The sequence below is a fragment of the Nitrospira sp. Ecomares 2.1 genome, from assembly GCF_965152585.1.
The window spans coordinates 4,611,269-4,635,640 of sequence record NZ_OZ224219.1; the positions used below are offsets into that span (position 1 = coordinate 4,611,269).

The 24,372-nt window shown below is 49.8% G+C and carries 19 protein-coding genes; 8 read left to right on the forward strand and 11 right to left on the reverse strand.

Features of this window, described 5'->3' with window-relative positions:
* Window positions 1-47: 47 nt before the first annotated feature.
* A complete protein-coding gene (locus ACWHYD_RS20280) occupies window positions 48-347 on the reverse strand; it encodes an FmdB family zinc ribbon protein (RefSeq protein WP_447963811.1) in 300 nt (99 codons plus the stop codon).
* A 477-nt stretch (window positions 348-824) separates the two neighbouring features.
* Between ACWHYD_RS20280 and ACWHYD_RS20285 the strand changes: the two genes are divergently transcribed.
* On the forward strand, window positions 825-1,172 hold the full coding sequence (locus ACWHYD_RS20285) for a hypothetical protein (protein WP_447963812.1): 348 nt from the start codon (window positions 825-827) through the stop codon (window positions 1,170-1,172).
* Window positions 1,173-1,881: 709 nt separating this feature from the next.
* Here the strand turns inward: ACWHYD_RS20285 and ACWHYD_RS20290 are convergent.
* On the reverse strand, window positions 1,882-5,919 hold the full coding sequence (locus ACWHYD_RS20290; protein ID WP_447963813.1) for a PAS domain S-box protein: 4,038 nt from the start codon (window positions 5,917-5,919) through the stop codon (window positions 1,882-1,884).
* 376 nt (window positions 5,920-6,295) lie between these two features.
* On the opposite strand from ACWHYD_RS20290, the gene ACWHYD_RS20295 reads away from it, so the two are divergent.
* Both ACWHYD_RS20295 and ACWHYD_RS20300 read left to right on the forward strand, forming a co-directional pair.
* On the forward strand, window positions 6,296-7,522 hold the full coding sequence (locus ACWHYD_RS20295) for a hypothetical protein (RefSeq protein ID WP_447963814.1): 1,227 nt from the start codon (window positions 6,296-6,298) through the stop codon (window positions 7,520-7,522).
* The gene (locus ACWHYD_RS20300; RefSeq protein WP_447963815.1) at window positions 7,519-8,226 is read left to right on the forward strand and encodes an OmpA family protein; all 708 of its coding nucleotides are present in this window, start codon (window positions 7,519-7,521) and stop codon (window positions 8,224-8,226) included. Before ACWHYD_RS20295 ends, ACWHYD_RS20300 begins: the two co-directional genes overlap by 4 nt.
* Window positions 8,227-8,235: 9 nt before the next feature.
* Here ACWHYD_RS20300 and ACWHYD_RS20305 read toward each other — a convergent pair whose 3' ends face one another.
* The 7 genes from ACWHYD_RS20305 to ACWHYD_RS20335 form a co-directional block, all read right to left on the reverse strand.
* Window positions 8,236-9,225, reverse strand: a complete 990-nt coding sequence (locus tag ACWHYD_RS20305) for a zinc-dependent alcohol dehydrogenase family protein (RefSeq protein WP_447963816.1) — start codon at window positions 9,223-9,225, stop codon at window positions 8,236-8,238.
* A 31-nt stretch (window positions 9,226-9,256) separates the two neighbouring features.
* Window positions 9,257-9,787, reverse strand: coding sequence for a DUF5069 domain-containing protein (locus tag ACWHYD_RS20310; RefSeq protein ID WP_447963817.1), 531 nt, complete (start codon window positions 9,785-9,787; stop codon window positions 9,257-9,259).
* 144 nt (window positions 9,788-9,931) lie between these two features.
* The gene (locus ACWHYD_RS20315; protein WP_447963818.1) at window positions 9,932-10,552 is read right to left on the reverse strand and encodes a pyridoxamine 5'-phosphate oxidase family protein; all 621 of its coding nucleotides are present in this window, start codon (window positions 10,550-10,552) and stop codon (window positions 9,932-9,934) included.
* Between the two features lie 33 nt (window positions 10,553-10,585).
* Window positions 10,586-11,698 carry an alkene reductase gene (locus ACWHYD_RS20320; protein ID WP_447963819.1) on the reverse strand — a complete coding sequence of 371 codons (1,113 nt, stop codon included), beginning with the start codon at window positions 11,696-11,698 and terminating at the stop codon, window positions 10,586-10,588.
* A gap of 63 nt (window positions 11,699-11,761) precedes the next feature.
* Entirely contained in the window at window positions 11,762-12,733 is a 972-nt protein-coding gene (locus ACWHYD_RS20325; RefSeq protein WP_447965904.1) for an alpha/beta fold hydrolase, read from the reverse strand.
* A 226-nt stretch (window positions 12,734-12,959) separates the two neighbouring features.
* The gene (locus ACWHYD_RS20330) at window positions 12,960-13,328 is read right to left on the reverse strand and encodes a nuclear transport factor 2 family protein (protein WP_447963820.1); all 369 of its coding nucleotides are present in this window, start codon (window positions 13,326-13,328) and stop codon (window positions 12,960-12,962) included.
* A gap of 64 nt (window positions 13,329-13,392) precedes the next feature.
* On the reverse strand, window positions 13,393-13,941 hold the full coding sequence (locus tag ACWHYD_RS20335) for a carboxymuconolactone decarboxylase family protein (RefSeq protein ID WP_447963821.1): 549 nt from the start codon (window positions 13,939-13,941) through the stop codon (window positions 13,393-13,395).
* 204 nt (window positions 13,942-14,145) lie between these two features.
* Between ACWHYD_RS20335 and ACWHYD_RS20340 the strand changes: the two genes are divergently transcribed.
* The 4 genes from ACWHYD_RS20340 (at window position 14,146) to ACWHYD_RS20355 (ending at window position 20,686) form a co-directional block, all read left to right on the forward strand.
* On the forward strand, window positions 14,146-15,789 hold the full coding sequence (locus tag ACWHYD_RS20340; RefSeq protein WP_447965905.1) for a sigma 54-interacting transcriptional regulator: 1,644 nt from the start codon (window positions 14,146-14,148) through the stop codon (window positions 15,787-15,789).
* 170 nt (window positions 15,790-15,959) lie between these two features.
* Entirely contained in the window at window positions 15,960-18,740 is a 2,781-nt protein-coding gene (locus ACWHYD_RS20345) for a helicase-related protein (protein ID WP_447963822.1), read from the forward strand.
* Between the two features lie 1,185 nt (window positions 18,741-19,925).
* Window positions 19,926-20,378, forward strand: coding sequence for a hypothetical protein (locus ACWHYD_RS20350; RefSeq protein WP_447963823.1), 453 nt, complete (start codon window positions 19,926-19,928; stop codon window positions 20,376-20,378).
* A 2-nt stretch (window positions 20,379-20,380) separates the two neighbouring features.
* Window positions 20,381-20,686 carry an STAS-like domain-containing protein gene (locus tag ACWHYD_RS20355; RefSeq protein ID WP_447963824.1) on the forward strand — a complete coding sequence of 102 codons (306 nt, stop codon included), beginning with the start codon at window positions 20,381-20,383 and terminating at the stop codon, window positions 20,684-20,686.
* A gap of 150 nt (window positions 20,687-20,836) precedes the next feature.
* Here ACWHYD_RS20355 and ACWHYD_RS20360 read toward each other — a convergent pair whose 3' ends face one another.
* Entirely contained in the window at window positions 20,837-21,796 is a 960-nt protein-coding gene (locus ACWHYD_RS20360; RefSeq protein WP_447963825.1) for an exopolyphosphatase, read from the reverse strand.
* Window positions 21,797-22,446: 650 nt separating this feature from the next.
* Between ACWHYD_RS20360 and ACWHYD_RS20365 the strand changes: the two genes are divergently transcribed.
* A complete protein-coding gene (locus ACWHYD_RS20365) occupies window positions 22,447-23,658 on the forward strand; it encodes an outer membrane beta-barrel protein (RefSeq protein ID WP_447963826.1) in 1,212 nt (403 codons plus the stop codon).
* 99 nt (window positions 23,659-23,757) lie between these two features.
* On the opposite strand, the gene ACWHYD_RS20370 is transcribed toward ACWHYD_RS20365, so the two are convergent.
* Window positions 23,758-24,285: a peroxiredoxin-like family protein gene (locus tag ACWHYD_RS20370; RefSeq protein ID WP_447963827.1), complete on the reverse strand. Its 528-nt coding sequence runs from the start codon at window positions 24,283-24,285 to the stop codon at window positions 23,758-23,760.
* Between the last annotated feature and the right edge of the window lie 87 nt (window positions 24,286-24,372).

A 24,372-nucleotide genomic window follows, 5' to 3' on the forward strand; every position in this document is an offset into this window, starting at 1 on the left:
TCCGCTGATTTTATGTTGACTTTTGACTTTAAGAGCATCCCTCTTTTTTAAGGTTGATGGTCCGTTCGACAATCATGGCCACAACCCTGAATCCCCAATCCCCCTCCAAAGATATTTTGTTGGGTAGCGGGAGGAGCTTGCGATTCCGCTGGAGGATTGGCAGCGGCATGACCATACGCCAGGATATCCGCTGCCGCAGAAAATGTGGACATCACCCGCTCCAGTGGGGCTCCGCATTCCTGACATTCGGAAACGGGAGGGTCAGACATGTTCTGCCAAAAGGAGAACCTCTTGGTACAGAATAGCGATTGAAGACAATAGGAAGCTTGATATTCATAAATGGGCATGAAGTCTCTCCTTATCAGTCAATTACCGTTCCTCCCGAAAGTACTTCTTGCCGGTTAGGTTTACCTCAGATTTCAAATCCCGTGCGCCACCCAGAAAACATCGGAGGACCGCAAGAAAAATGGCAAACGAACATTCGCGGTCAGCTTACTCGTAACTCGATTTCAACCAGTCATCAACAGAAATCCCATGAAATGATTGAGTAAGCCATGTGTAGTCAGCCACGACGAATGACGGGGCATAACTCTTTCTACACATCCGGCCTCGCCATGACCTTTAAACAACATGCGCCTTTTTCTCCTTAAGAGAAGACTCTACCAACGAAAGCAAAAGCAGCTCATTGTGATTGCTGATCCGACACCTGAAAAACAAGGGTGCCCATGGGCGACAAATCCTTTGACAATCCTTCCAGGTTTTTCTAAGGTGGGATGTGAAATTTCTCTGGAATTACGGGTTCACCGCAAATAAAAGGAGGCATCATGAGCGACCATCGTATTCATGACGAACATCCCCACACACACGGTCCCGATTGTGGCCATACCCTTATCCGACACGCGGACCATCAGGATTACCTTCATGATGGACATCTGCATTTCCCGCACGATGAACATGTGGATGAACACACCTTATCTGTAGGGACTGCGAATCCCGCCGATTGTACGCCCAACCACGATTGCGAGGCACATGAGTCATCTCATCGCCATGGACCTTCGTGCGGGCATCAATCGATTCCGCACGGCGACCATATCGACTATCTGGTTGACGGCCATTTGCATTTTCCGCATGGTGCCCATTGCGACAACCACGGCATGGTCCAAGTGGGTTAATTTCTTCACCGAATCAGTTCCGCCTGCCCGATAAAGCAGGCGGGACTCACACGCACCAGACGTCCGAACAACAATTGTGTCACCACCGTCTTCTCGTTTGACGTGGGCATCGCGTGGCATTATGGGCCATTTTGACGGCATGTTCATACGCCTGAATGACAGCCTCTTCACCATTCATGACAAATCCTCGAAGAAACGGTCATATGTAAATACGAACTCTAATACTTTAATCGGGCTTCATGCTTTCTCAGCCGCACACTCCATCCAAAAAATGGCAGAACGACCGGTTTGCTACCTGCAGGATGTATAGAGCGAAGAAAGAAACCCCTTTCATTGAAGTTTTCTGAATGTGAAGGAACCCAATATAGTGACTTGGGAATCAGCCGCAATCGAATTTTGATGAACTGTCCACATTCGCTCCCATTCTGATTTTGACATACGGTGGATGGCATGCGGAGCGGTGAGGCGGCGTCAAAACAACAGGTAAAGGAGCGCGCCCACGCACATTGTTGCTGAACACACCTTTCGATCATGAGATTTCTGATGACGGGTCTGCACAAAATATTGATGGGAGTGTGATGAAAGAAGACAATCTGAAAACAGGGATTTCAGATTTCACCACAATTCTGGCGAGTAAACTCCCCACACACCAAACAGAATCCGGAAGCAATTTCACACCACCCAGAACGACAAAGTCACATTCGGCACGTCATGAATCAAGAACATCCCGAAGAGTCCGCGCTAGATCCTTGATCAACAGCGGCTTTAAAAGGAAAGCACGAATGCCCATGGCTTTGGCCTTTTCCTGGGTCATACTGTGACTAAACCCCGTACACAGAATAATAGGCACGTCGGGTCTGAGTTCTAACAATTGACGGGCAAGAGCTTCGCCGGTGATATGAGGCATCGTTTGATCGGTTACAACCGCATCAAATCGATGGGGATCAGCCCGAAAGACTTCCAGAGCTTCAACGCTGCTCGTGCGTACCATGACTTCATACCCCAACCCCTTCATGGCCTCCTCCCCAAGCCTGGCGAGCGGCTCCTCATCTTCCACAAAAAGAATATGCCCTCGGCCCATAAACACTTCCTGTTGCAATGGCGTATCTTCCCCCGGATAACTCGCCGCCTCCATCTCCGGGAAATACAGGCTGAAAATTGCTCCCTGTCCAGGTTGACTCTCCACCTTCATGACACCCCCATGACTAATGACGATTCCATGGACCACAGCTAATCCCATTCCCGTCCCTTCACCAACCTCCTTCGTGGTAAAGAAGGGATCAAAGATGCGCTGGACCACCTCCGGCGTCATACCCGATCCGGAATCTCGAACGGTCAGGCATACATAGGAACTTCCCTGTAGATCAGGATGTGTGCCGATCCCATCAGGTTCACCAGTCACATGCTCCAACTGCAATTCAAGAATACCTCCGCTTCCCCGCATCGCGTACTCGGCATTGGCACACAGGTTCATCAACACTTGGTGCATTTGGATAGGATCTCCTAATATGATCGAGGTGGCCCCACTGAATTTTTGCCGAATGTCGATGGTCGCCGGGAATGTCGCTCGGAGGAATTTGCACACTTCTTTGACCACCAATTGAAGATCTAACGGCTGCCGGCTCTGCTCGGTTTGACGACTAAATGCCAATATCTGCTGGACCAATTCCTTGGCGCGCTGCCCGGCGACCAACACCTCATCAAGATTCTTTTGGGCACTGACATTTTCCCTGGCGCTCTGTTTAGCCAGTTCCGTATAGCCAATGATTGCCATAAGAATGTTATTGAAATCATGGGCAATACCTCCTGCCAGTGTCCCAATCGCCTCCATTTTTTGGGATTGTCGAACCTGATTTTCCAACTCTTTCAATTGAGTGATATCGGTATTCGTCCCAAACCATTTCACGACCTGATCATGTTGATCGAAAATGGGTAGGGCTCGACCCAAAAACCATCGAAATGTTTTATCTTTTGCTCTCAGGAGTCGAAATTCAATTTCATACGCTTGGCGGGTATTTCGAGCTTCCTCCCAGCGTTCCAGACATCCAGGCAGATCCTCCGGATGTAGAAACCGCTGCCACCCATCCCCGATCATCTCCTCAAAGGGACAGCCAAAGTATTCGATAACACGTTGATTGACATAATCAAGGGAACCATCAGCCCGAGCCGTCCAGACCTGCTGCGGAATGGCCTCATTGAGGAGCCTAAAACGCTCTTCACTTTCTTGAAGAACTTTTTCCGCTTGCTTGCGTTGGGTGATATCTTGAAACGCGACGACGGTCCCTTCCAGCTTTCCCTGATCATTTTGGATAGGGGTCGTGACATATTCGACCGGGAAGCTCGATCCATCTTTTCGCCAAAATACCTCTGTGTCGATATGATAGACGGAGCCATCCCTTAAGGAGTTATGGATTAGGCATTCTTCCTGGGAATAGGGGGCGCCATTGGGCTTTGAGTGATGGAGAAGCACATGCGTGGAGTGCCCAAGCAGTTCGTTCTCCTCATACCCCGTCATTTCTAACACCGCCGGATTCACAAAAGTCGCATTTCCATCAAGATCCAAACCATAGATTCCTTCTTCCATTGATGCCAAAAGGCGCTGTTGGAACAGTGCAAGTTTATTCTTTTCATCTTTTGTGACCTGACGTTCAAGAGCTACGGTAATACGATCCGCAACCATCCCCAAACTTTTGAGCGTGAACTCCGTCAACGGGTGCCGAGCAAATAACCCCATCACTCCTAGCACCTCCTGATTGCTTACCAATGGGTAGCCAGCGAAAGCCATCATCCCTTCTTGCTTGGCCCACTCCTGGTCGGGGACGCGTGGATCACCGATGACCATATTGGTCAGTATGGGTTTGCGCTCAGCGGCGATGAGGCCGATTTTGAATTTCCCCATTGGCACACGGCTGTGCGGCCCGTCTAAATGGGTATATAGCCCGGAGCTTGCGCACAATTTCAATACCCGGTCTGATTCATCAAGGCACCAAATACGGGCAAATGCTGCACCAAGATGTCTTACCAGAGCGTCGGTACAGCCCTGAAGAAGGTCCGGGATGGTTTCCTTTTGGTTGATGACGGTGGTCACTTCAATATCCAACTCAAGCAGGCGATTGCGCTCCATCAGATCCAATTCGGCCTGTTTACGTTTCGTAATGTCGTGTGTGACAGCTAAATGTTCCACTTCGTTCGTGATGGGATTCTTGAATGGCACCGCATACGTTTCTATCCAAATTCTGGTGCCTTTGATGCTCTGGACCTCAAATTGAAGAGTCCGTTTCTTCCCCTGTATCACCTCCTGATGCATTTGCTTAAAGGCATCCAAATGCTCAGGGACGACGAGGTCAAAGACGGAATGTCCCAGCACCTCGCTTGCATGTTCCGCATCGATTAAATCCAATCCCGCAGGGTTGATGTGGAGCAGGGTCCCATCCGCGGCGACCCGTTTTATGCAACCAGGTCCTGTCTCGAAAATGAGATGTAACAGGATTTCTCGTTCTCTGCGCTCCAACTCCGCCTGTTTCTGCGCAGTAATGTCATCGGAGATCCCTAGGAGATAGAGCGGATCACCGTTGGCATCCAGAAGCGGAATTTTTTTGGTATGCAGATATCTGGTCCCGTGTGATTTGGTATGAATAACTTCCTCAGGAACATCCAGCAGGGTTTTGCTTGCCAAGACTTCTCGATCTTTTCCTGTAAAGAAGTCGGCTTCCGATTTGGAGAAAAAATCGTAATCCGTCTTTCCAATCAACGCCTCGGTAGGATAGCCAACGAGTGCCTCTCCAGCTTTATTAAAGCGAAGATATCGAAGGTCTTTGGCCTCTTTGACAAAAATCGTATAAGGAATATTTTCCACAATGGAGTTTAAAAACAGTTCACTGTTCCGCAATTCGATATCTGCCTGTTTCCGTATGGTGATATCCTGAACAGTGCCAAGCATTCGCTGCGGATGTCCTTGCTGATGTTCAACAACCTGTCCCTTGCAAGCGACCCATCGGACCTCCCCTGTCGGCCACACAACACGATGCTCGACTTCGTAGGGCGCATCGTTCTCTAACGTTCTTCGAATGGATTCCCCCAACAACAACCGATCCTCAAGATGAACACAATTCATATACGCTTCATTTGTCCCATCAAATTTCCCTGAACCCAACCCAAAAATCCGAGAGACTTCCTCGGACCAGATGAGGTGATTGGTTGGGATATGCCAATCCCAAATCCCCATATTCCCTGCCTTCAAGGCCAGATTGAGTCGCCGTTCACTTTCCGAAAGCAACGTGTGGGTACGTTGCTGTTCGACCTGACGTTGAGCTTCACTTGACGTGAGCGCCTCTTCCGCCTGCACGGCTTTCCAAGCCAGATGTTTGACCGCTACCGCCCTATGCACCATTTCGACCACCTCATGCCGGTCATAGGGCTTGATCAGATGGGCAAAGGCATGATGTTGCAAAGTGGCGATTTTTTCCTTTTGATCGCCATGCGCAGTGAGAATGATGACGGGGAGTGTGGCATCCTGACTATATAACCGCTGCAGGACGATCAGGCCATCAAGGTCCGGCAGACCTAAATCCAGAATAACCGCGCTGTAGGGATGAGGAAGGAGTGCACGACGGAGGGCTTCGTTTCCGGTCTCCACCGAATCCACCTGATAGCCTTCGTTGCCCAGTAAATCGCTTAGGGCCAGACAAATATCCGTCTCGTCATCCACAACAAGGATAGTTGGTGGGGTGGTCCTCGCAGCTTCCATATTTCTTCCTTTATTGTCCTACTCATTCCGTTAAAAAGACGCATTTTAAACGGAGGATTTTTGACGGAATCAGAGAAGGTATTCTACCCCTTTTAGAAAAAGGTTCAAACCACAGGTCAACGACTAGGATGCTCCTACATTCTTTCTCAATCATTTCTCCTTTTATTTTGAGGACCAACTTGCCGAGGCAAGAGGCATTCTTTGCCCAACGCCCTTCTCAAGGTTCCCAAACATTCACAAAATTTCCATTATTCTATGAGTTTCTACTTGGTTTAATGACGGCACGAAACTTGAGACTGCCGTATCTCATTTGGACAATCAACAACTCTGCCATGCATAAGCCGTGGACAATACTTACTGAAAGGCTGAGGACAAGGTGACCTCAACGTTTGGTCTATGGGAGTTTTTGAGCCGTGACGTGACCTTCCTGGGAGGCCCGCACAGCCCCCTGCTGAGTTGGCTGGGGTCTGGTGGGATTCTGCTTTTTTTTCTGTGGCACCTCCTCAAGATGCGAAGGGAGACGGCTTCGGTTCAACGGGCGTTCGAGCGAATCCATCCAAAGTTACAGACTCTGGCCAATGAACGAAGGAAGATGGATCGCGATCGCTTCACTCACCACCACGGAAAGGGGTACTCAACCCATGCTGACCGGGCTGCATCTTCTTCAAACCGGCTGGACAGTGAGGACATCCAAACGCTCGATGCGGGAATGCAACAGGAACCCATCTTTCGCAGCCCGTGGGCGCAATATCGAATGACTCTGATTCTGGAACAGGTCCCTTGGTTCGTGGACCCGCGTATATTCAGCACCAAACCTGCTGCAGAGGTATTTACCCAAGAAACCCTCATCGCCAAGCACGTAAATCTTACTTTCTATAGGCAATTTCCTTCACTTGTCAGCAGCCTCGGGCTTCTCCTGACCTTCCTCGCTTTGTTTATCGGCCTTGGCAAGCTTCATGCGGATGGGAGTGAAATTGTAGGAATTCAGGGTCTAATTAACGGATTGGCCGGAAAGTTCCTGACGTCCATCGTTGGCTTGATCGTGGCGAATATCTTCTCCTTTCTTGAAAAACCAATAGTTGCCCGCCTGATGAATGCCCATCACGCATGCCTCGATCTCATCGATCAACTCTTCCCTCGAAAAACTATGGAACAAATGTTGGAGCAACTCACAGCTAAGCAAGGCCAATCCCCGAAAGATCCTTCCCCCTCAAGGGAGGAAAACCGCGAACACCTTCTTGGATGGGGGACAAACGGACTTATCGGTCCTACCGCGGATTTGACAGCGGCGATTCAGACCTTAATGACATTGCAGAAGGAGGATCATGCTGAAATTCGACGAACGGTATCGGAACTTCCACGCGTCATCACGGACACACTGCATGGTCCCCTGAACGAATTGACTGGGGCCATTCAAGACCTCACCATATTGCTTAAGGATAACAGGCCTCATCGCGTGCAAACGGAAACATCGTTCGAAGAGCGCCCACCTCTCTGGAAACCCTCTGCCAACTCCCGTGGTCCTTCCATGATTAACTTTTTTGATAAAATCGGCTCCTGGTCAAAACGGCCGGGGTTAGCCCGACACCGGCGGACGGGATGAGTTCCCCGATGGAGGATAACGCCAGTTCTCCCACGACGGGCGGGGTCATCGATCTCATGACTTCACTGGCCATGATCTTCATTCTGCTCTTTGCAGCCTTTATCACTCAGACCTCTTCCGAAGCCCAATCGGAATTACAAGAGCACAAAGAGAATGTGCAGGCAGCCCTCCGGGACCACCTTGAACGTTTAGGGCTTTCGCTGGATTCCGATCCCCAAGACCCGCTCACGCTTCTCATCGTCGTCCCCGACAATAAACTCACCTTTGAGTTCGGCCAAAGTATTCTTTCTCATGACGCTGTTCAGTTTGTACAGGAGGCGATGCCGTTCTACGCGGCAGTCTTATGCGGTCCCTTACGCGACAAGATCGATTCCCTGGCCATCCAAGGCCACACCGACGATCGCGGCGACGATGCCTTTAATTTAAAATTAAGCCAGGAACGATCCCTGGCCGTAATGGTGAAGGGGTTAGAGGCCATAGAAGCTCAAGAGCCGTCCGCCTATCAGTGCTTCCAAACCATGACGTCGGCATCCGGCCGGGGCAGGCAAGATTTGATTTACGATGGGAATAGCAGGGTGAATCGCGAGAAGAGCCGCCGCGTCATCTTTAAAATCCGCCTTCGTTCAACTGAACAACGCCGTATGGTTGAGGGCCTGCCGCCCGTTCTTTCATCTTTGGAATCTCCGATTCATCTGCCAATGTGATCACCGACTTCACACGGTCACCACGATTTTGCCTTTTTGCTGGTTAGACACCATGTAGCGATGGGCTTCCGCAATTTCCGCTAAAGGAAACGTGCGATCGATAATCGGCTTTAAAGCGCCGGACTCCAATCCCTGGTAAATGTATTCTTTCCCTCGCTTCAGCATTTCCGGGCTTTTGACGATCTCAAACAGCGTATAACCTCGTATGGTTAACCCTTTTGCCAGTGCGGGGAACAAGGGGAATGGAGTTGGATGTGGAGCCAATGCCCCATATTCGAAGATAATACCGCCGGGTGCGGTGACGGCGGCGAGTTGTTCCAACAAAGGTCCCGCAACCGGGTCGAACACCAACCGGACGCCTTTCCCAGAGGTCAGCGCCATCCCTCTTTCCACCAGATCTTCTTCATCGGTCACGATCACATGATCCGATCCCGCCTCCAGCAGAAAGGCTTTCTTGTCCGCACCACGGGTCGTCGCAATAGCGACCCCTCCCGCGGCCTTGACGATTTGAATGGCCGCCAATCCCACGCTGCTACTCGCTGCTGTAATCAAAACGGTATCGTCTTTTTTCAAGCCTCCGTATTCAATGAGTGCCCCAAAGGCCGTCATGTATTGCATCCAGATGGCAGCACCTTCAATGGCGGATAACTTGTCGGGATATTTCGCGGCCGCATAGGCCGGTACGATGGCACTCTCACCATAGACGCCATATTGGCTCATGGGAAAAGACGGGATGGTACTAACGCGGTCGCCTACACAAAGACTCGTGACGTCTTGACCGACGGCATCAATGACTCCTGCCGCTTCATAGCCCAATCGGGAGGGTAGTTGAGGAGTCTCAAGATATTGGCCTTTTCTCAGCATGATCTCAGCGCGGTTAAGCCCGATAGCCTCCACCTTCATGCGGATTTCTCCCTTACCCGGTTCGGCCAGGGGTAGGTCTTCAAGTTTCAGAACTTCAGGTCCACCTATTTGATGAAAACGCACGATCTTTGGCATCAGCGACCTCCCGGAAAATAAAGAATGTCCATCAAGTTTTTGATCGATCCGTCACGAACTTCACAATGTAATCCACATCATCTCCTGCTTCCCGAATCACTTGTAGAAAATCATCGGGACCCACGTTGACCTTTTTTAAAAATCGACGATCGGCACCACAACCATACATAAGATCGGACGGCAATTCTCCATAAAGTTTGGCCCTGGCTTTCTCGATAATACGGGGGAACCACTCCAATCCGGCCAGTGAGGCTTCCCGTGGCGGGAACAAATCGGTGATTCTCACATATTTTGAATATCGTCCCTGTTGATCGTTCAAAAAAAAGTCCCGTCTTATCCTGGTGATGGCGAGTACGGTTTCCGGATCGGGTTCTCCGTCCTCGCACCAATCCTCCACAAAATCAAAAATTTCCTGAGTCGTGGCTCCGATCGATTGAAGGAAATCTTCTTCCTCCTTCGTAAACATCACGCCCACTTTACGTTCCCCGTTTTTATAGGCCGTGACTTTGCTTTCGAAGAGGGACCGGAATCCCTCTTCCCACTCTTCAGATTCATGATTCATCGTTCGATTTCCCCTTACTGCTCCCTGTTTGTCATCAGAAGCTCCTGTCGATCCAGGCATTGTTTCCTTAAATTGTACGGATGTTCTCATTTCCTTGTCTCCCATTTCAGCATAGCTGATTTACATTATTCTACTGACAACCGTTTATACTGACACCGGCAATTGTCTGCTTAATCTCTCAATTTCAGCTTCCATGGCCGTTATCCGGTTCTTAAGGGGCAACATCAAGCGCTCGACGTCTTCTTGCGAGTATTTTCTAGGAATGTGCTGTCGGCAATTGGCATCCCAGGCTTCAACATGAAAACGAATAACCCGTTCGGGCTTTCCCTTGTAGCGGGCATCCGTGAGCTGTGTGAGTAAGGCGGGATCATCCTCAATCACCTCTGCCGTTCCCCAAATCTTGATCCGAGATTGGGTGGCATAATCCATCAGGAACAAAAAGGCCTGCTTATTTTCGGCCAAATTTCCTAATGAGATGTATTGACGATTGCCCATGAAATCGGCGAACGCGAGCGTCCGCTCATCCAGCACGTGAAGAAAGCCTTTGGGTCCTCCACGATGCTGGATGTATGGCCGCCCGCCCTTACTGGCTGTGGCCAAATAGATGGAGTCCACCTCACTCAAAAAATCCGCCAGGTTCGGCGTGATGGTGTCCGACCATCCGTCTCCCTCTTCCATTCGTGCATATTGCATACGTGATCCCATCTTCTCTTGGACGGCCTTTACGGATGGGGTGAACGCGATATCACTGATTGGTGGTTTCATGGCTTAGTCTCCTTTTCCTCACTCAAGTGGTTGTTAGGCCGCCTGTTCATTCAGAGGAAGATAGTCGGTATATCCCTTCGTATCTCCGCCATAAAAAGTGGCACGATCATAGGGGGTGAGAGGTGAGGACTGGCGGATACGCTCCGGGAGGTCTGGGTTGGAAATAAAGTGCCTTCCAAACGCGACAGCATCAGCCAAATTATTTTCTACATATTCATAGGCTGAAACAGGGGTATGGCCTCCGGCGGAAATCAGGATGGTCTTAAGTGCAGGACGAAATATTGAGGCGGTGTGTGGTTGGTCTTCAAGGCTATCGTCTTGCATGCCCGCGAATGATGAACGTGGCTCAATTAAATGGACAAAGGCCACGCCTCGTGAATCCAGCGCACCAAGGACATACGTGAACAGCTTGATGGGATCGCTATCCTTCATGCCGTTAAACGCGTTAAAGGGAGATAAACGCACGCCGACACGATCTTTCCCCCAAACTTCGATGACGGAATCGACAACCTCCAACAACAGGCGGGCACGATTCTGAATGGATCCACCATAGTGGTCAGTGCGTGAGTTGGAACCATCCTGAAGGAACTGATCGAGTAAATACCCATTGGCTCCATGGACTTCCACGCCATCAAAACCCGCCGCTTTGGCGTTTTCAGCCCCTGCTTTAAAATCGCCAACAATTCCCGGAATTTCATCTGTTTCTAATGCGCGCGGAACCCCAATCGGCGTTTCCTGCCAATCGACCGTATACGTCACGCTGTTTTCCGCAGCAAGAGCAGAGGGCGCAACCGGCAACGCACCATCGGGTTGATGAGATGTGTGAGAAATACGCCCCACATGCCAGAGTTGAAGAAAGATCCGGCCGCCAGCTTTATGCACGGCATCGGTCACGAGTTTCCAGCCTTGGACCTGATCAGGGGAATGTATGCCAGGGGTACCAGGGTAGCCTTGTCCCTGTTGGGAGATTTGCGTGGCTTCAGAAATAATCAAACCGGCTGACGCACGCTGAGCATAATATTCGGCATTGAGCTCGTGAGGAACATTTCCTGGCTGCTGTGATCGCATCCGTGTTAACGGTGCCATGATGATGCGATTGGGTAAGGTAAGGGAACCTATGGTTAATGGCTCAAATAGTTTTGTCATGATCTGTTTCCTTGTGATGAAATAAATATTACGTGACCCGAGCTTTTCAATCATGGTGATCATTCACCGGTGGTCCACCATTCTGGTATCAAAGAAACGGCGTATATGACCGGCAATCACCTCTCCATCTTCCTCAAGAGCAAAGTGTCCGGTGTCCAGTAAATAAAACTCCACATTCGTGAGATCCCGTTGATACGGATATGCGCCTTCGGCAGGAAAGATATGATCATTCTTGCCCCACACGATTAACGTCGGTGGTTGATGTTCACGCAGATACGCCTGCCATTTGGGATACAACGGCGGATTCGAGCCGTAACTATCGAATAGCTGCAACTGAATGTCGTTGTTTCCCGTCCGGTCCAGCAAATACTGGTCCACCAACCAATTGTCCGGACTGATTGACTCCGCATCTCTCACGCCATGCGTGTACTGCCATTTGGTGGCTGCCAGGTTGAGAAATCCCTTGAGAGCCTTGGCGTTCTCCGGCGTGTGCTCTTTCCAGTAGGCCCGAAAGGGTTTCCAAAAATCCCGCAAGCCCTCTTCGTACGCATTTCCATTCTGGATAATGAGCGACTCAACCCGTTCGGGATGACTGACCGCCAGCCGGAAGCCTACCGGCGCCCCATAATCCATGAGATAGAGGCTGTACGATTGCAAGCCCACTTTCCGGGTAAATTTCTCCATGACAGTGGCGAGATGGTCGAACGTGTAGCTGAACTCATCCACCGTCGGCATGGAGCTATTTCCAAATCCTGGATAATCCGGTGCCACCACATGAAACCGATCCGATAATTGTGGAATCAGATTGCGGAACATGTGAGAGGAAGTGGGAAAGCCATGGAGCAACAGAATCCTTGGCGCATCTTTCGGCCCTGCTTCCCGATAAAAGATCTCCAGTCCATCCACCTCGATGGTTTTGTGGAGAGTCGGATAGCTGACCCTCACGGAAGTATCTTGAGCGGTGACCGGTTCCTTGTCTCCCGACTTGGAGCCCGTCGCCCCGACCACCAACAGACCAATGAGGCTAAATGGCATGATCGCTAAAATTCCAATCAAAGGCTTGAGGATTGTTTTGAATCGTTTCATGATGGCGGTTTCCTTTTATAGGGCGATAACATTTGGAGTATTCAGAATTGTGGTTTATTCATCCCCCGAATCCACTTTTCCCTCTCCCTATTCAAAGGGAGACGGAAAGGGTAAGGGCGTGAACTCCGGGACTCCCTTTCCTCACCCCAAATGGCCAAAGAAGTCCTCAAAATTTTCACGGGTTGTGATAATACCGTTCGTGGATGATCTGGCCGTCCTGCCATTTCGCAACCACCACCTGCTCCACATAGACCGGCGTGCCATCCGTGGCAACCCAATCCATGACGGTTTCATAAAAGGTGACATCTTCACCGACGCCTTTGGCCGTCACATCGAAGCGCTTCCACTCTTTCACCGTGCTCAGAAATTCCTTCTCCCGTTTCAAATTGGCTTTGCGGCCGACTGTCGGCGGGAGAGCGTTCTCCTGCATAACGGCATCTTCCGCATAGAACTCAGTGATCGCATCCAAAATGCGGCCTTCACGAATGTACGAAAACAGGTCTTCCAGTCTGTCTTGAAGCATGATCGTGGTTGAGGTGCTCATGGGTATTCTCCTTAATTAAAAAATGAATGAATCATGATGAAGTCAAATCAGGGTTGCCGGTGTTTCACACGCGAGCCTCAAGTTCCGAAACCGCCGGGAAATCTATTTCCGTCGCGGCTATGTGGTTGAAATAGTTCGTGAACAGCGTCAGAGAGATATTGGCAATGAGTTCCACGATATCCCCTTCTGAGAATCCGGCTTTGCGGAGCTTGGCTACCTCCTCATCGCTGACCCACCCACGGTTCGTGACCACATTCCGGGTAAAGGCCAAGAGGGTCGCTTCCTTCGGGTCGGGGGACTCCCCTCTCCGGCTATCCCCGAGAGCCTCTTCGCTCAGCCCGACCGATCGTCCAATGGCCGAATGCGCTGCCAGGCAATACTGACAGTCATTGGCTTCCGAAACCGCCAAAGCGATCTGCTCACGAAGCTTCGGGGAAAGACTCCCTTTGGAAAGGGCGCCAGAGAAATCGAGGTAGCCCTGAAGGACCGAAGACGAATTGGCCATCGTCCGCATAATATTGGGGGCAAACCCAAGTTTGCTCTCCACACCTTTCAGTAATCGTTGGGCCTGGCCGGTGGCGTGCTCTGGGTTGATGGCTGGTAATCGTGACATCGGGTAATCCTTTCTGTTGATCTTTAAAACCAATTTTCATTCCACTGTTTCGTGGTATTACAATGAACATGCCAAACAACGAAAAATCGTAAGCTGTTGTTTTTGTACTAAATTTAATATTTAATTCATTCCTACTTACCACGAATTTTCGTGTCTAACGAAAAATCATTGCGTATACACGAAATTTCGTTTACCGTTTCGCCTATGGACTCAACGATTACGACCACACCCGAGTGCCACGAACCCACAACCCTGGATTCTCTCAAATGCCTGTTGCTGGACATTGCCCAGCAACGTTCATTGAATGACCTCTTGTGGCTGATTGTGCGACGGCTGGCGGATCGACCCACAGTGGTCCTGGCCCGAATCTGGCTGATCCGGCCAGGCGATATCTGCTCCACCTGCCGGTTGAGGGAGGAATGCCCGGATCAGACAAGGTGCCTCCATCTGGTGGCCAGTGCGGGTCGTTCAGGCGTGGGGGATAAAATGGAATGGATGAACACTGACGGCTACTTTGCCCGATTTCCGCTTGGCGTCTGTAAGGTAGGGCGGATCGGAAAGACCGGCGAGCAGCTCGTCATCAATGAAATGGACAATAATCTGGCCTGGATCGCGCGGCCCGACTGGGCCAGACAGGAAGGCATCCAGGGCTTTCACGGTCAGCCCATCATCTATAAGGGAGAGACTTTGGGCGTCCTGGCGGTGTTCGAACGAGAACCCGTCACCAATGAAGCCACGGTCTGGTTCCGCATGATTGCCGATCATGTAGCCGTGGCGATCGCCAATGCCCGGGCCTTTGAAGAAATCGAACGTCTCAAAGCCCAACTGGAACTGGAAAACACCTTCTTAAAAGAAGAAGTCCTGGAAGCGCAGAACTTTGGCGAAATTGTGGGTCGGAGTCCGGCCATCGCCAACCTGGTACAGCAGATCGAACTGGTCGCACCCACCGATGCCACGGCGCTCATTTCCGGAGAGTCGGGAACAGGAAAAGAACTGGTCGCCCGCGAAATACATCGCCGCAGTCAACGGAAAGACCATCCGCTCGTGCGCGTGAACTGTGCGTCCATTCCCAGAGAACTCTATGAAAGTGAATTTTTCGGGCACGCCAAAGGCGCCTTCACCGGTGCCTTAAAAGATCGGGCCGGGCGGTTTCAAGCGGCCGATGGCGGCACGTTGTTTCTGGATGAAGTGGGAGAAATCCCCTTGGAGATGCAAAGCAAATTGTTACGCGTCCTACAGGAAGGGGAATATGAACGGGTGGGAGAGGAAACCACGAGAAAGGTCAATGTCCGCATCATCGCGGCCACCAACCGGAAGCTCGCCCAGGAGGTTGAAGCTAAGCGGTTCCGGCAGGATCTCTATTACCGCCTGAATGTATTTCCCATCGAAGTGGCGCCCCTTCGCAACCGCAAAGAAGACATCCCGCTGCTGGCGGCCAGGTTCATGGCCCACGTCCGCAAAAAGCTGAACTGCACCGGAAGGGAATTGACCCAGGCGGAAGTGGTGAAATTGCAAAACTACCATTGGCCGGGCAACGTGCGGGAATTACAAAATATTATTGAACGGGCCGTGATTTCTTCTCGATGCGGATCGGTCAAATTCGACCTGCCGGTTCCACAAGCCAACGGGGCGACGCTCAAAACCCACATCAAGAAAAACGGAGATAACCCGGGCGAGATTCTGACCGAAGAGGACATGCGCCTCCGCGAAAAAGCCAATATCGAATCGGCCTTACAACAGACCGACTGGAAAATCTATGGTGCCGGCGGGGCCGCCGAACTCCTGGGCCTCAAACCGACCACCCTCCTCTCCCGCATCAAAAAAATAGGGATTAAGAAGACCCATTAGAGAGGTAACCGTTTGCGGTATTTGCCTTGAAGGGAAGCAAGAAAATCATTTTGCGCAGAACAATCACTATGGCAGGGAATGCCACAAACTCACTACCACCTCTCCGAAGCCGATTTTCGTGCTTGGGAGCCAGGCAATCTCTACCTTTTAAAAGAAGATGAACGAATACCATGAATGATTTTATTCCCGGCCAACGCTGGGTGAGTGACAACGATGCCGCACTCGGATTGGGCATCGTCCAATCTGTCGCCTTTCGCACGGTTCAAATGGAATTTCCTGCCGTCGCCGAAACACGCACATATGCGAAAAAAACTGCCCTGCTGACGCGTGTTGAATTTGATGTCGGTGATTCAATTAAAAGTATCGATGGTTGGTACCTGTCGATCACCAAAATAGAACAGGTCAGCGGCACAGTGCGCTACCACGGCATTCGAGACAGTGGCGAAACTACCACCATGCACGAATGTGAACTGTCTGCTGAAATCAACTTCAATTTACCCCAAGACAAACTGTTTGCGGGGAAAATTGACGGAAACAAATGGTTTGAACTGCGCGCGGCAACGCTCCGACACCTTTCCACACAACAAACATCAGCAAGCTTTGGCTTACACGGACCACGCGTCAGCCTGATTCCTCATCAAATGTATATTGCCAATGAAGTCTCAAAGAGATCAAACCCGCGTGTTCTGCTCGCCGATGAAGTGGGCCTCGGCAAAACCATTGAAGCGGGTTTAATTCTGCACCGCCTCATACTGACTGGGAAAATACACCGTGCATTAATTATCGTACCCGAACCACTACTGCATCAGTGGCTGGTGGAATTGCTCAGGCGCTTTAATTTACGTTTCACCTTAATCGATGAGCAGTATTTTTCAATTACCGACGGGGCAGTCGATGATCCTGAAGAGTCGGTACCTCTTGAAAACTATTTTGATCAATTTCCCCTCGTGTTATGCGGATTGCAGTTTGCCTGCCGCGATGATATCGCCCCGTTAATTGCCATGTGCGATTGGGATATATTGGTCGTCGATGAGGCGCACCATCTTGAGTGGACACCGAGCGAGAGCAGCCGGGAGTATCGGCAAATCGAAACGTTAGCGAATCAGTCAGCTTCAGTCTTGTTATTAACAGCCACACCGGAGCAATTTGGCACGGCCGGGCATTTTGCCCGCTTGCGACTGCTCGACCCGGCGCGGTTCCACTCGCTCGACAGCTATTTAGCCGAGGAGAAACAACATGCCGCGACTGCCGGGCTGGTGAATCTCCTACTCGATCATCAGACCATGACTGAAGATGATCTAGCGCATGTACGTTCGCTCATCGATGATAGCGATGCCATCGACATCACAGACATCAATGCCACTCATGACGATGCCCGCACACTTCGACGACACCTCATCGATCGTTTGATTGATCAACATGGCACTGGCCGCATGTTGTTCAGGAACACGCGTGAGACGATCAGCGGGTTTCCCCGGCGTCGTTTCATTCCTGCTGTACTCGACGACGACAGAAACGAAACCCGTATCAACTGGCTTTCCGATAAACTAAGAGAATTATCGCCGCACAAAGTCCTACTGATTTGCGCGACCGCCGAGACCGCGGTTTCAATATCAACAATACTGCTGCAAAAGCATGGCCTGCAAGCCGGCATTTTTCACGAACACATGAGTCTCCTGGAACGAGACCGCGCTGCCGCCTGGTTTGCCGAGGCAGAAAACGGTGCGCAAATATTGATTTGTTCGGAGATTGGCGGCGAAGGTCGAAATTTTCAATTTCTCCACAATATCGTTTTGTTCGACTTACCCGATAACCCCGATTTACTGGAACAGCGTATTGGCCGCCTGGATAGAATCGGGCAGCAGCACGATATCAATATTCACGTGCCTGTCGCGGCAGGTTCAAGAGACGCACGGCTGAGCCGCTGGTACCATGATGCACTCAATTCGTTTGAGCAGAGTTGCGTAACCGGCCAACACATCAAGACCGAGGTGGAAGAACAATTTGCCGCTTACGTTGTCGGCGAACACCTCGATGAAGACAGGTTTGTCAGCGAGTGCAGGCAACTGCACGAACAAAAGACGCGGCAACTCAATCTCGGTCGAAACCGGTTGCTCGAACTCAGTGGGTGTCGTCAGGAAATTGCTTCGCCCTTGATTAAAGAAATCATACACAATGAGCAGGAGAACATCTTAATACGTTACCTTGAACATGCATTTGATTGTTTTGGTGTTGAAATTGAAGATCATTCGCTGAACAGTTGGATCGTACGACCGGGTGCTCATTTACAGGTGGAGCAATTTCCTGAGTTACCCGAAGACGGCATTACCGTGACGACCAATCGCGAGACCGCCCTTGCGCGAGAAGACATGCATTTTCTAAGTTGGGAGCACCCGTTAGTGCGTGCGACCATCGACCTGATTTTGAACGGAGAAAAAGGCAGGGCCAGCATCTGCGCCTTACACATGCCACAACTTCCACCTCGCAGTATTTTAATCGAAGCCATATTCGAATCGAACTGCCCTGCACCCGACGGGTTAGACATTGGCCGCTATCTTCCTTGCCACGCATTGCGCTTGCTGGTCAACCAGGAGGGGGAAAATTATGCCCAACAACTTCCACCTGACAGCTACGAAACTCTAATGGAAAAGATCGACCAAGAAGTCGCACGGCAAATGATCGAGAAGACACGTGCGACATTAAAAAAACAAATGCAACACATTGAGGAAATGGCCGCGCAACAGCTTCCCGTGCTTCGCAATGCTGCCATCGCCTCGATGCATGAAGAATTAGATAACGAGTTACAGCGTCTGCTTACCCTGCAAAAGCGCAACCCGACAATTCGCGATGAAGAAGTGCAATTACTGCGCAGGAAAATTTCGGATGTAGAAAAGCGTTTGGAAACCAGTACTCTCAAGCTATCCGCCCTGCGTGTCATGTATACGGTTTAAGCCCTCGAATACAAACCCTCGAGGATATATTCCCCGTTGCGTGTGGTGTAAATCACTCAAGGGAGCAAGTACAATCATGAGGGGAGTATGTGAAACAAAGAATTATGGGTCACGTCTGTAGTTGCATTTCAGTTAGGTAGGTATTCCTTATGGCGCACCGCAGTCCTTGGTTTGCAGGAAGTCTAAACTAGATAACAACAGATATGATCCGTATTTACTTCCAACGCCAAACTACAAAATGGAAATTATTGACATGCATGAGAGCCGCCGGGTCTCGGCCCGGCAGCCGAGGTCCTTTTGTTTCGGCAAAAGGACCCAAAACCAGTGACGCCCCGTCCGGCCTCATTAAAAGGGGATGGACGCCAACTTTAGGAAGGTGGCCCAACTCGCCGGGCTCAAACAAGGTCCACTAGATAATAAGAGCGCCCACCCATGGGTCCGGGCGGCAGGCGTCTTTCTGCGATGGGGAAACTGTTTAGACAGAACGATTTTGAAATTATTTTGAATGACATTAATAGGCCCATCAAGAAAAATAGAGATATCTCCAGCGAAATCCCCAACGAAAACGACATGCGCCGGCGCAACAGGCCGAATATCGAATCGGCCTTACACACACCGACTGGAAAATCTACGGGACCGACGAAGCCGCCGAAATCCTCGGCATCAAACTCACCCCCCCCCACTCCTGTTTGCCCCAAATGAATATTGGAAGAATGGACTATAACGGTTAATTTAAAACAAACTAGGACTCAGATAAAAAATGGAACAAATCGCTTTTCCAAATCAGTGTCAGAATCAAATTGAATGTTATAGGTCCACTCTTGCTCTCTATAAGAGGGTAGAATCTTCACTCCCTGATAAAATTATCTTTGATTGTGGAAATGTAGGATTTTTTCGACCAATGGGATTGAATTTATTAGCGTGCTTTATCTCTGAAATCTTATCTAAAAAGGATCATCCTGCAATTTACTTCACCCCGCCTAAAAACCATAGCGTCTTTGAATACATAAAAACCCAGGGATTTTTTGATTGCTTTCAATTTGAGTCCGAAAAACTCCTGGAAAGAATTGAGTCGCGGATACAACATGAAACTTTCCATTCAACGGAGTCCTTTTAAAAAAATTAGAGGCCCTTAACTATTCATATATTGCTAGGGTTGCGGGGTGGTTAAGCGATAATTGCTCCATGGACTCAGATACTGCTTTTTCAATTTTTAATGCAACTTTGGTTGAGGTAATTAATAATGTAGTACAGCATAGCCACTCTCCTATCGGATGTTTTGTCTGTGCCCAGGGGTATCCCAAAGAGGATCGATTAATTCTGTCCATTATGGACTTTGGTAAAGGTTTTCTGGCAAGTCTTTCTCAAAGTTACCCACAACTTCGCTCAAATTCAGAAGCAGTGGAGTTAGCCATTCAAGAGGGTATAACTAGTAAGGGAATGAAAAATGCTGGCAGAGGGCTTTGGATTTTAAGTGATTTCCTTAAAGAATGCTCCGGAACAATGAATATTGTGTCTGGAAACGGCTTTCTTTCCCAAAATGTTAAAGGGAAGATCACAACTAAGAATCTTGACTTTGACTTATGTGGTTCATGTATTAATATTAACAATCTTAGTGGATTGGCTAGTAGGTTTTGAGAATGCAAATTTTAGTTAAAGAAATCACAGGCCCTTATTGCGGAGAGTATTCTGATGGTGAAAAGGTCTATGAAGTAGTCTCTGACCATTTAAAGAAAGGGGATTTTTTAACGCTAGATTTTTCTGGAATTGATATCCTATCTTCTTCATTTTTTAATGGGTCAATTGCAAAGTTATTCCTTGATTTTCCATCAGATTTTCTTCTTAAACATCTTTCGATTGTTGGGATGAAACGAATTGATCGGTATGTTTTAAACCGAGCAGTTAGCGACGCAAAAAACATAAAAGAAAACTTTGTGGCCTTTTAAATCTTTGCTTAATTATCCTTTTCTTCTTCAAACGCACCTTTTTAAGACTGTGGATTCTCGAGCCCGGGTTGCAATAAGATCTATTTCATTTCGGTGTCGTTTACACCAGCAGGCATATCCTGCATCTCTGGACTGTTAGGCCGTTTCACATCATGCCTTCCCTGCCCCTACTGCGATTAGGCTTTGCATGTGAATTTTCTCAATGATTTCTTTGAGTGTGCCACCAGCCACTTCATTGGCGACCTGACAGGTTCCCGCATTCCGATGCCCGCCACCGCCATACGACAAACATAACTCGCCGATATTGACCGTTGAACTCCGATTGACGATCGAACTGCCAATTGCGAACACCGTGTTTTGCTGTTTCAACCCCCACATGACATGGATGGACAGATTGCAGTCAGGATACAGGGCATAAATCATAAACCGGTTGACGGCATAGATGGTCTCCTCGCCCCGAAGATCCAGCACCACCAAATTTTCATGGACGGTCGAGCACCGCTTGATCTGTTCTTTTGCCAAATCGGCGTGTTGCTGGAAGAGCTGCACCCGCTCTTGCACGTCCGGCAGGGCGATGATTTCATCGATACTGAGACTGATACATTTTTCGATGAGTTCCATCATCAACTGGTAATTGGAGATACGGAATTCCTTAAAGCGCCCAAGTCCGGTACGGGCATCCATAATGAAATTCATCAAGGCCCATCCTTTAGGATTAAGAATTTCGTCGATCCCGTATTGAGCTGAATCGCCTTTATCGACGGCGTCCATCATCTCATTCCATGCGGCAGGAAATGTCCTTTCACCACCATAATACCGATAGACCACCCGCGCAGCAGAAGGAGCCGTCGGATCGATGATATGATCACTTCGCTCGCCCTTATTACGAATGGTCTCACTTAGATGATGGTCAAACGCGAGATGAACCCCCTCAACATACGGAAGATTGGTGGTGATATCCTTGGCCGAGATGGCCACTTTGCCGTCCTGCATATCTTTTGGATGGACAAATTTGATGTCCTCAATAATCCCCATTTTTTTCAGCAGAACCGCACAGACCAGTCCGTCAAAATCACTGCGGGTCACCAATCGAAATTTTTCAGTAGCCATAAGATTTGGTCCTCAAATGCGAGCGAGGTTGATAAGAATATGCCGCGAGCTTGCTCATGATTGACGAGGTTTGTAGCGTCATGTCCGTAGCCCGGACGGTCAGAACTTTCTCATATTTTCGGCCATGAGGTTCAGATCTTAAGTATAGAAGACTTTCGCGTTTTACCTCTTAATCAGAAAAAGGAAGCCCGTAACTCTTTTTCACGCTTTTAGAGGAGTCGATGCCCTTGCCTCAAATCCAATTCATGTCCCAGGGTAAAACAGGTTCGCGAGCACCATTTATCCTGATATCCTGGCGATAAAAAACGCGGAAACCGGCATCCTCCCCGATCTCATTCATTTCCTTGAAGAATGCCTGAATGAACCTACCTGGACGTTGTCCATTGTTCTCAGGGTCCAATCAAGGTCCATTTTTTACCCACAAAATTCAGTACAAAAGAGTTCTGGATGACACCGGTCCCATGGGACTTTATCCTGATACGGTCCGGCTGCTATAGGTGAAGAGCACCACTATCGTCAGACACTTATATCCACCGGACACGACAAACCAGCAGATGCGAGGTCCTCTCAATCCGGTCATCCGAGAGATGGGTGTAACATCAAAAAGCTTGACCGATCGGAAGCAGCGGAAGACGGAGAACGATTAGACCATGATATCGATTGCCTGGTGGCTGCTCAGAATCACGTTGGTGGTCTGCTCAATAAGGCCCACTCCTGCCCTTGCAGGGGAACCGGTGAGACTGGCCCAGAACGAGGAACCTTCACAGGATCTATCGGCCCAGACACAGAAACCCCAGTCGCCTCAATGGCATTACGGCGGATTTGTGGATCTTGGCTACTCACAGGACTTTAATTACCCTGACAATCACCTCTTTCGCAATCGGGGCACCACACCCAGAGTCAACGAACTCGAACTCAACATGGGCGGTGCCTATATTATGAAGAGTGCGACCGAACAGTCCCGATGGGGTGCAGAGCTATTGGGGCAGGGCGGACAGGATTCCAAAGAATTCGGTTTCGGTACCAATCTCCCTCATGTTCCTGGATCCGATGTCTGGCGTCACTTCGGTCGCGCGAATCTCTCCTACCTGGCTCCGGTCGGCAACGGCTTGACGATTCAGGCCGGACTCTTTAACAGCTTCATTGGGTATGAATCCCTCTACGCCAAGGATAATTTCAACTATACGCGGTCCTGGGTGGCCGACTACTCACCGTACCTCATGTTCGGAGCGAATGCGGTCTATCCGGTCAACGACCGTTGGACCGGTGCCGTCTTTATCATCAATGAATATTTCCATCTTCAAGACGCCAATAGTCTGCCGAGTTATGGGGCACAGACCATCTACAAACCGGGTGAGCCCTGGACGATAAAGGAAACCGTCTATTACGGACCTGATCAGTCGAACACCTCACTGGAATTCTGGCGATTCTTTTCCGACACCATCGTTGAATGGAAGAGCAAAGAGGTCACGATTGCCGGCCAGTATCAGGTAGGAACTCAGAAGAATGCCACGGTGCCCGGCAACCCCAGATTAATGTATATGGGAGCGGCCCTTCATATGCGCTGGCACCTTAAAAAATCCTGGTTTCTCGCACTCCGACCGGAATTGTATTCCGACCCGAATGGTCTCATTACCGGCTCTGAGCAATTCGTCTGGGCGGTTACCGCCACTGCGGAATACAGGCTTCCATACGAGTGGACTAATTCCATCTTCCGGCTGGAATACCGCCATGACAACTCAACGGGTCCCGGTGGCGGGTTCTTTAAAGGCGCGGAAAATCGTTTAACCCCCTCGCAGAACTTACTGATTTTTTCCGTCATTTGGACATTCGACTCACAATGCTCGAACACACCGTGCTGAGATCACTGAGAGAAGAGGCGCATTAACTTGGGAAGAAGCCTGCTCACAAAATTCGAGAAAGCTGTTGTGAAAAAATTTCTGTATCCACCCAGCGGAAAATTATTCATACGTTCCGCGGATCGGATAGTCATTCTCCTGAATCCACCTCAGCGTATCGACTAATTCATCGGGATCGGATCGGTTGAACGGGGTGTTGGAAATATCGATCAACTGGACTTTGCCTTCCGGATTCACCGCAAACATTCCAGGTTCGGGGAACGGTTGGTCCGTTTCCTTCGGAGAGCGTGGATGAGAGATATACAGCCCGAGTTCCTTCATCTGTTCAATGGAGAGCCCGTAGGCCACCGGGAACGTCACACCTGCCGTTTCCGCCATCTCCCTGGCTTTGCTTTCGGAATCTCCTGAGACTGCCACGATTTCCGTCTTCGTGGCCGGAAACTTATCTTTCAAGGATTCAAGCTTCGTCAGGTATTTTTTGCATATCGGGCAATGCAGACCTCGATAGATAAACACGACTTGCCAGTTCCCCTTCTTTTCCGGCTGACCCAATGTGACCTCCCCGCCACCCACCAGCGGGAGGGTGAATGCAGGCAGTCGGCTGCCTGACGAAAGTTTTGTTGTGCTCATCCATCTCTCCTTCTCTGAGGATTCATTTTCCTCAGGAATTTTCCTTTAAATCGATAACTGGAACGCCTCATTTGGCGACCCTGAAAA